The sequence below is a fragment of the Herpetosiphon gulosus genome, assembly GCF_039545135.1.
GTDB classification, from domain to species: domain Bacteria; phylum Chloroflexota; class Chloroflexia; order Chloroflexales; family Herpetosiphonaceae; genus Herpetosiphon; species Herpetosiphon gulosus.
Map to the genome: position 1 here is coordinate 300,283 of NZ_BAABRU010000008.1, position 8,985 is coordinate 309,267.

General features: G+C 48.4%; 1 CRISPR repeat array (only partly in view).

The features are described 5' to 3' along the window. Nucleotides 1–8,866: direct repeats of the CRISPR family, unit length 37 nt; unit sequence GTTTTAATCCCCTCTTCCTCGGGGCGTTGATTGAAAT (it extends 6,028 nt beyond the left edge of the window). The last annotated feature ends 119 nt before the right edge of the window (nt 8,867–8,985 follow it).

Sequence of the window (8,985 nt, forward strand, 5' to 3'; positions counted from 1 at the left end):
TTGATTGAAATACCCGGCGACGGGTGAGAACACGGTCTTGACCAACCCGGGTTTTAATCCCCTCTTCCTCGGGGTGTTGATTGAAATAGGTCGGCAAGGACCTGGGCGGCTATCAGCTCACGGGTTTTAATCCCCTCTTCCTCGGGGTGTTGATTGAAATTCAGATAGCTATGGCCTTCTATGGACGCATGATCATGTTTTAATCCCCTCTTCCTCGGGGTGTTGATTGAAATCTGCTGGCATCTACAGCTCATTCCTACAAGCCGCACGTTTTAATCCCCTCTTCCTCGGGGTGTTGATTGAAATACCTAGAATAACTTTATCCTCCCATAATCACCGGTTATGGTTTTAATCCCCTCTTCCTCGGGGTGTTGATTGAAATAAAGGGATAACCGCCCTAAAGGTGAACCCTTGGCTCGTTTTAATCCCCTCTTCCTCGGGGTGTTGATTGAAATAGGATTGCCACTGTACGTTATCGCAGTAATTGGGCTAGCGTTTTAATCCCCTCTTCCTCGGGGTGTTGATTGAAATATTAAGGTTGTATTTTTTAATGCAATGGAAGCGGCATAGTTTTAATCCCCTCTTCCTCGGGGTGTTGATTGAAATTGTAAGCCGATCTGCTTGACGATCAACGGCAACTACGTTTTAATCCCCTCTTCCTCGGGGTGTTGATTGAAATAAGGAACCATTTGGTCCAAATAATAAGATCACTTATCGTTTTAATCCCCTCTTCCTCGGGGTGTTGATTGAAATACACATGGGTGTATAATCCCACAAACGGGACAAAGTTTTAATCCCCTCTTCCTCGGGGTGTTGATTGAAATAGCGATAGTGAGGGCCTTGTCAGAAGGCCGTGTCTGACGTTTTAATCCCCTCTTCCTCGGGGTGTTGATTGAAATCAATGATTCGCATGTTCAAAACCCGCCCATTGCTCGAGTTTTAATCCCCTCTTCCTCGGGGTGTTGATTGAAATACACTGGCGTGATGAGAATTACGCCGCCAAATAAGTTTTAATCCCCTCTTCCTCGGGGTGTTGATTGAAATGCCAAACGGCGACCGCAGCCAGGAGCGAGTGATTCAGGTTTTAATCCCCTCTTCCTCGGGGTGTTGATTGAAATAGGGTAGATGGAGAACCCTTGGCTTGCACTATGTGTGTTTTAATCCCCTCTTCCTCGGGGTGTTGATTGAAATTTTGAAGGACGCGAGTTTGCTCCGGAGGTCTGCGTTTTAATCCCCTCTTCCTCGGGGTGTTGATTGAAATGGTCGCCATCGGCGAACAAAACCAGTCAACCGGACGAGTTTTAATCCCCTCTTCCTCGGGGTGTTGATTGAAATACTGTTGGACATTGGAAGAAGTGTTCGCGCGGAGCGGTGTTTTAATCCCCTCTTCCTCGGGGTGTTGATTGAAATAGCCTCGCCGGCTGGTTGCCGGCGAGGTAGAAACATGGCGTTTTAATCCCCTCTTCCTCGGGGTGTTGATTGAAATGAACGGCGCAGGTTTGAGTTTCACTGGGAGCTTAACAAGTTTTAATCCCCTCTTCCTCGGGGTGTTGATTGAAATTACCTGGCTCACGTCGAGTACCACCTCGGCGGTCTGTGTTTTAATCCCCTCTTCCTCGGGGTGTTGATTGAAATGACGGCGCTCGCCGCCTGGATCACGAAGTGATAAGTTTTAATCCCCTCTTCCTCGGGGCGTTGATTGAAATACCCCGGTAGTCGAGGCCACCCCCGTGGTGACCACGATGTTTTAATCCCCTCTTCCTCGGGGCGTTGATTGAAATGTTTGAGGTTTTCTTGCAGATCCCGGCTGGTTCGTACGTTTTAATCCCCTCTTCCTCGGGGCGTTGATTGAAATTAGGGCGGGAATGCCCCAAACCGAACACACCCACGCGTTTTAATCCCCTCTTCCTCGGGGCGTTGATTGAAATGGTAATATTGCGTTTTTATCAACAGTAGCGCAAGGAGTTTTAATCCCCTCTTCCTCGGGGCGTTGATTGAAATCGGCAGCACGCCCGGCTACAAAGGCTGCACCGACAGTTTTAATCCCCTCTTCCTCGGGGCGTTGATTGAAATGCTAAAAATATAATTCTCTACCGTTTTTTCAATGAGGTTTTAATCCCCTCTTCCTCGGGGCGTTGATTGAAATCCTTCCCCAGAAAAAGATAGCAAGACCAATTCCAAGGGTTTTAATCCCCTCTTCCTCGGGGCGTTGATTGAAATTATTCCCGCCGCCGACCCGGCCACCAGGCTGGTTTGGGTTTTAATCCCCTCTTCCTCGGGGCGTTGATTGAAATAATCCATGCGTGAGGCAGACACACTGGTGTTCAACGTTTTAATCCCCTCTTCCTCGGGGCGTTGATTGAAATGGAACCTACCGCGTGTAAAAGGTGGCGAGCCGGAATGGTTTTAATCCCCTCTTCCTCGGGGCGTTGATTGAAATACAATGAGTGTTTGATCAAACAAGGGATGTCTGACATGTTTTAATCCCCTCTTCCTCGGGGCGTTGATTGAAATCTCGTGGAGACGAACAAGGCCAGCAAGGACGCGAACGGGTTTTAATCCCCTCTTCCTCGGGGCGTTGATTGAAATTGGTTATCACCTGTACCGGACAAGGTATTAGTGAGGACAGAATGTGTTTTAATCCCCTCTTCCTCGGGGCGTTGATTGAAATCTAACTTTAATTGGTTAGGGAAAGCTACTATGGACGTTTTAATCCCCTCTTCCTCGGGGCGTTGATTGAAATGACGGGCTAGATAAGAATTGGCCTACAATCTCATCTGGTTTTAATCCCCTCTTCCTCGGGGCGTTGATTGAAATCTAACTTTAATTGGTTAGGGAAAGCTACTATGGACGTTTTAATCCCCTCTTCCTCGGGGCGTTGATTGAAATTACAACGAGCAGGGGCGTGACGGCCTCTACGTTGTGCGTTTTAATCCCCTCTTCCTCGGGGCGTTGATTGAAATTCGAAAAAACTTTCAATCTTGGCCATCTGACCTAAAGTTTTAATCCCCTCTTCCTCGGGGCGTTGATTGAAATAAACCGAGTATCGCTCGACAGCGCCGCCATAGGTGGCGTTTTAATCCCCTCTTCCTCGGGGCGTTGATTGAAATAGGTAGTCAATCTCTTCAAAAAGGGGGAAAGAGAGAGAGTTTTAATCCCCTCTTCCTCGGGGCGTTGATTGAAATGCGATCCGCAGATGGAGACCAACCCGGACGGCGAGTTTTAATCCCCTCTTCCTCGGGGCGTTGATTGAAATTCTGGCCGCCCCCGCGGCCAACGGCACGAATCTGGTTTTAATCCCCTCTTCCTCGGGGCGTTGATTGAAATGCGTTTCGGGCTACGGCTCCGAGCAGAACGCCACCAGGTTTTAATCCCCTCTTCCTCGGGGCGTTGATTGAAATTCACTTGAAACACCTGGAGGAACATCATGTCCGATCCGTTTTAATCCCCTCTTCCTCGGGGCGTTGATTGAAATGGAATGTGCAACAAAAAAATATAGTCGCAGCAACTTTGTTTTAATCCCCTCTTCCTCGGGGCGTTGATTGAAATTGGAAAAATGTATACAGCTCACACCAGAACAGATGCAGTTTTAATCCCCTCTTCCTCGGGGCGTTGATTGAAATCTGACGGCTACGTGGACGCTGCCGAATGGCACGGTTTTAATCCCCTCTTCCTCGGGGCGTTGATTGAAATCCGAACGGCACTGTCTACTGGGGCGAGTCCACTAATGTTTTAATCCCCTCTTCCTCGGGGCGTTGATTGAAATGGATTTTCCGCGCTTCATTTCTTTGAGCCGCTCAAGGACGTTTTAATCCCCTCTTCCTCGGGGCGTTGATTGAAATTTGTGATTCCCAGCCCGGTAGTCCGAGATCTTTCTCGTTTTAATCCCCTCTTCCTCGGGGCGTTGATTGAAATTTCGCTGCAGATTAAAACCTGCAAAGTGGAGAAGGAGTTTTAATCCCTCTTCCTCGGGGCGTTGATTGAAATTCAATTGCGGCGACACAGGTTGCAGCAAGGTTCTCGTTTTAATCCCCTCTTCCTCGGGGCGTTGATTGAAATCAATTGCATCTTGTGGGCCGGTAGGAACAAACTTAAAGTTTTAATCCCCTCTTCCTCGGGGCGTTGATTGAAATTAAGAATTCAGATTTAGCAACTCACTACTCACACCAAGGTTTTAATCCCCTCTTCCTCGGGGCGTTGATTGAAATTTTATCATTTAGCTTCAGGTATCCCAAGAAGAATTGGTTTTAATCCCCTCTTCCTCGGGGCGTTGATTGAAATCAATATGCGTCGACTACTACCGCTGCTCATCATTGTGTTTTAATCCCCTCTTCCTCGGGGCGTTGATTGAAATGCTATGCAAAGTACCAACGCCAGCTCCCGGGCTGGATGTGTTTTAATCCCCTCTTCCTCGGGGCGTTGATTGAAATGACGGGCTAGATAAGAATTGGCCTACAATCTCATCTGGTTTTAATCCCCTCTTCCTCGGGGCGTTGATTGAAATTTTCTCTCTACAATTGCCAAGTGGCAACGTGCCACAAGTTTTAATCCCCTCTTCCTCGGGGCGTTGATTGAAATTTTTTACCTCACTGATGTAGGAATGCCTATTACAGTTTGTTTTAATCCCCTCTTCCTCGGGGCGTTGATTGAAATCAAGTGCCTTGAACAACTTCATGGCCCGAATTCGCGTTTTAATCCCCTCTTCCTCGGGGCGTTGATTGAAATCATTGGCTATTCTGCAGCCATTTTAGCTGCACCCTCACGTTTTAATCCCCTCTTCCTCGGGGCGTTGATTGAAATTCACTGATTTCGAGCGCCGCCAGGGCATCACCTAGGTTTTAATCCCCTCTTCCTCGGGGCGTTGATTGAAATTACCTGCCGTTGGTCATCGTCTCGCCGAATCCGTGCGTGTTTTAATCCCCTCTTCCTCGGGGCGTTGATTGAAATTTATATGCTTTGCACAAATTGCCGCAAAACTGTTGAGTTTTAATCCCCTCTTCCTCGGGGCGTTGATTGAAATTTAATTGAACGCTTCCGCCCATTGGAAGAAGAATTGTTTTAATCCCCTCTTCCTCGGGGCGTTGATTGAAATCCATTAATTTCGCCCTAGGAGGGCTTGCCCTCCTAGGGGTTTTAATCCCCTCTTCCTCGGGGCGTTGATTGAAATTTACGATGCCGTTGGAGTCGATCCGTTATACACGCAGGTTTTAATCCCCTCTTCCTCGGGGCGTTGATTGAAATTGGCGGAACGGTGGGCGTTGGTCGCCAACCTGCAGTTTTAATCCCCTCTTCCTCGGGGCGTTGATTGAAATCCGTACAATACCGCCCGATGGTCGGACCGGTTATCAAGTTTTAATCCCCTCTACCTCGGGGCGTTGATTGAAATTCAATCCAATTCATTGGTCTCAATCTGACCGATGAGAGGTTTTAATCCCCTCTTCCTCGGGGCGTTGATTGAAATATTCGATAAAGCACAAAGCAAGCTTGATCTAGCTGAATGTTTTAATCCCCTCTTCCTCGGGGCGTTGATTGAAATTCGCCGATCTCACTGCCGAAGTGACCATCCCAAGCGGCATGGTTGGTTTTAATCCCCTCTTCCTCGGGGCGTTGATTGAAATAGCACACTGATTCATCCACCCTATTCACAGGAGGCCTGTTTTAATCCCCTCTTCCTCGGGGCGTTGATTGAAATCTCAGCCCGTGATCACCCCGACCGGGACCACCGTTTTAATCCCCTCTTCCTCGGGGCGTTGATTGAAATACATTTGTACTACCATTCTTGATTAGCTGGCTTAAAGAAGGTTTTAATCCCCTCTTCCTCGGGGCGTTGATTGAAATGGATCGGGCAAACTGACAAAGCCTTCACCCGCTATTATGGTTTTAATCCCCTCTTCCTCGGGGCGTTGATTGAAATGATGGCCAGGTCGTCTGCACCGATAAGGACGGCAAGTTTTAATCCCCTCTTCCTCGGGGCGTTGATTGAAATTGGGGCTACCCAGGAAGTCGGTGCACCGGGCACGGACGGGTTTTAATCCCCTCTTCCTCGGGGCGTTGATTGAAATGCGGAACCTACCGCGTGTAAAAAGGTGGCGAGTGATTGGTTTTAATCCCCTCTTCCTCGGGGCGTTGATTGAAATGGAACTACGGTTCCCTGCTTGGATTAACGAAGAATGGCGTTTTAATCCCCTCTTCCTCGGGGCGTTGATTGAAATAGTTGAATCTGCCCACGAGTCGGTTATTCAGTTGGTTTTAATCCCCTCTTCCTCGGGGCGTTGATTGAAATCTCAGACATGGATGGCCCGTTCGCCATCCACCGCATGAGTTTTAATCCCCTCTTCCTCGGGGTGTTGATTGAAATGCGCGGATCAACTACATCCGCCTGTTGCGCTCGCTCGGTTTTAATCCCCTCTTCCTCGGGGTGTTGATTGAAATCCCCTGCGGCGCTTGCGTCCCCAACGTGATGTTGGTTTTAATCCCCTCTTCCTCGGGGTGTTGATTGAAATCAATGTCATTGCACGCTAAGAATGCTGGCCCAGTGGTTTTAATCCCCTCTTCCTCGGGGTGTTGATTGAAATGGAGGACTCAGTGCCAACATGGCCAGAGGGCATATTGTTTTAATCCCCTCTTCCTCGGGGTGTTGATTGAAATTGGACTTGGCCTGTTGCCCTACTTGTTATTCTTATCGTTTTAATCCCCTCTTCCTCGGGGTGTTGATTGAAATAGGGCGGCTATCAGCTCGTCAGCAGCTCGACGTATACGTTTTAATCCCCTCTTCCTCGGGGTGTTGATTGAAATGCAAGGCAAAATCCTAACCGTTTCAATTGAAGAATTAGTTTTAATCCCCTCTTCCTCGGGGTGTTGATTGAAATCGACTATCATTGCAATGCCGGGCCACCAGCGCCAGTCGCGTTTTAATCCCCTCTTCCTCGGGGTGTTGATTGAAATCAGGAACAAAGCAAAGGGTTCTACCTCTGCTTAACGTGTTTTAATCCCCTCTTCCTCGGGGTGTTGATTGAAATGAATGTGAGTGGTTTGACAATTGGCTGATAGTTGCAAGTTTTAATCCCCTCTTCCTCGGGGTGTTGATTGAAATTTGGGGTATTCACTGTACGTGCCGAGATTTTCATTGTGTTTTAATCCCCTCGTCCTCGGGGTGTTGATTGAAATTCGCAAGATGCATCACAACGGTCATATAAGCATAAAAGTTTTAATCCCCTCTTCCTCGGGGTGTTGATTGAAATACAACAGCTGTTTCAAATGTGGTGGCGTGGCATCAAGTTTTAATCCCCTCTTCCTCGGGGTGTTGATTGAAATGCGGCTTTTTCATTGCAGGCACGGCCAGCAACAATCTGGTTTTAATCCCCTCTTCCTCGGGGTGTTGATTGAAATACAACAATTTCACGATCGGCCAGTGGCAGCTCGAACGGGTTTTAATCCCCTCTTCCTCGGGGTGTTGATTGAAATCTGCAATCAAAAACGCGGGACAGCGTTTCAATCGTTTTAATCCCCTCTTCCTCGGGGTGTTGATTGAAATTTAATCTAATAATGGAGTCCATATGAAAAATATCATCGTTTTAATCCCCTCTTCCTCGGGGTGTTGATTGAAATTTTGCTAAACACGTTATGAAACTTGATTGGCGCTTAGGTTTTAATCCCCTCTTCCTCGGGGTGTTGATTGAAATTTCCACCGGCCAGTCTCAGGACGGGCCGTGGACCAAGTTTTAATCCCCTCTTCCTCGGGGTGTTGATTGAAATAATCTTCCTATCGATGTCGACATGGATGTCGATCCAGTGTTTTAATCCCCTCTTCCTCGGGGTGTTGATTGAAATGCCCACAACGGCGAAGTGGTCAAGATCGGCTACATGTGTTTTAATCCCCTCTTCCTCGGGGTGTTGATTGAAATCGTTTGCGAGCCTAACGGCACGCGCGATGTCCCCGGTTTTAATCCCCTCTTCCTCGGGGTGTTGATTGAAATCCGGCTCCCATAGCCCCCATCCACCCTGTACACCGTTGCGTTTTAATCCCCTCTTCCTCGGGGTGTTGATTGAAATTTTGGCTCAATTGCCCAGCACGACTGGGTGGTCGGTGGTTTTAATCCCCTCTTCCTCGGGGTGTTGATTGAAATTTCGGCATATCATCAGCTTGGCTATGCTGTTGCTGGTTTTAATCCCCTCGTCCTCGGGGTGTTGATTGAAATCCTCTCGGATTCGCACACGACCGCGCCGCCGGCCTGAGTTTTAATCCCCTCTTCCTCGGGGTGTTGATTGAAATCCCAGGGCGTGCTCATCCCAGCAACGTCATTGGGCAGGTTTTAATCCCCTCTTCCTCGGGGTGTTGATTGAAATGAACACCGGCGCGATCACAAACACGACGGCCGTAATGGGTTTTAATCCCCTCTTCCTCGGGGTGTTGATTGAAATCAACAAGCAGAACGGAGCATTCCTGTTCACCAAGATCGTTTTAATCCCCTCTTCCTCGGGGTGTTGATTGAAATAATTTGATTGTGGCGATAGCCAAATCGATTCATATCGTTTGTTTTAATCCCCTCTTCCTCGGGGTGTTGATTGAAATGACCATCGTCCCGACCACCGTCCCGACCATCGTCCGTTTTAATCCCCTCTTCCTCGGGGTGTTGATTGAAATTTGGCTCCGTTTTTTACAAATGTTGGAAAGGAGTTGGTTTTAATCCCCTCTTCCTCGGGGTGTTGATTGAAATCGAAGGGAAATGCGAAATGGCGCATGGTCATTATGGGGTTTTAATCCCCTCTTCCTCGGGGTGTTGATTGAAATGAAGCCTTATTGGAGGAAACCATGTTCCGCAACTATCGGTTTTAATCCCCTCTTCCTCGGGGTGTTGCGGAATGTGTCAAGCACGGTGAAACAGATGACAACGGAGCAAACGGACGATTAAAGAAGGATTATTCGCGCAATGCCACCGCGATCGACGGATCAGCTGGCCCGACTGGGCGGTTAATCCACACCGC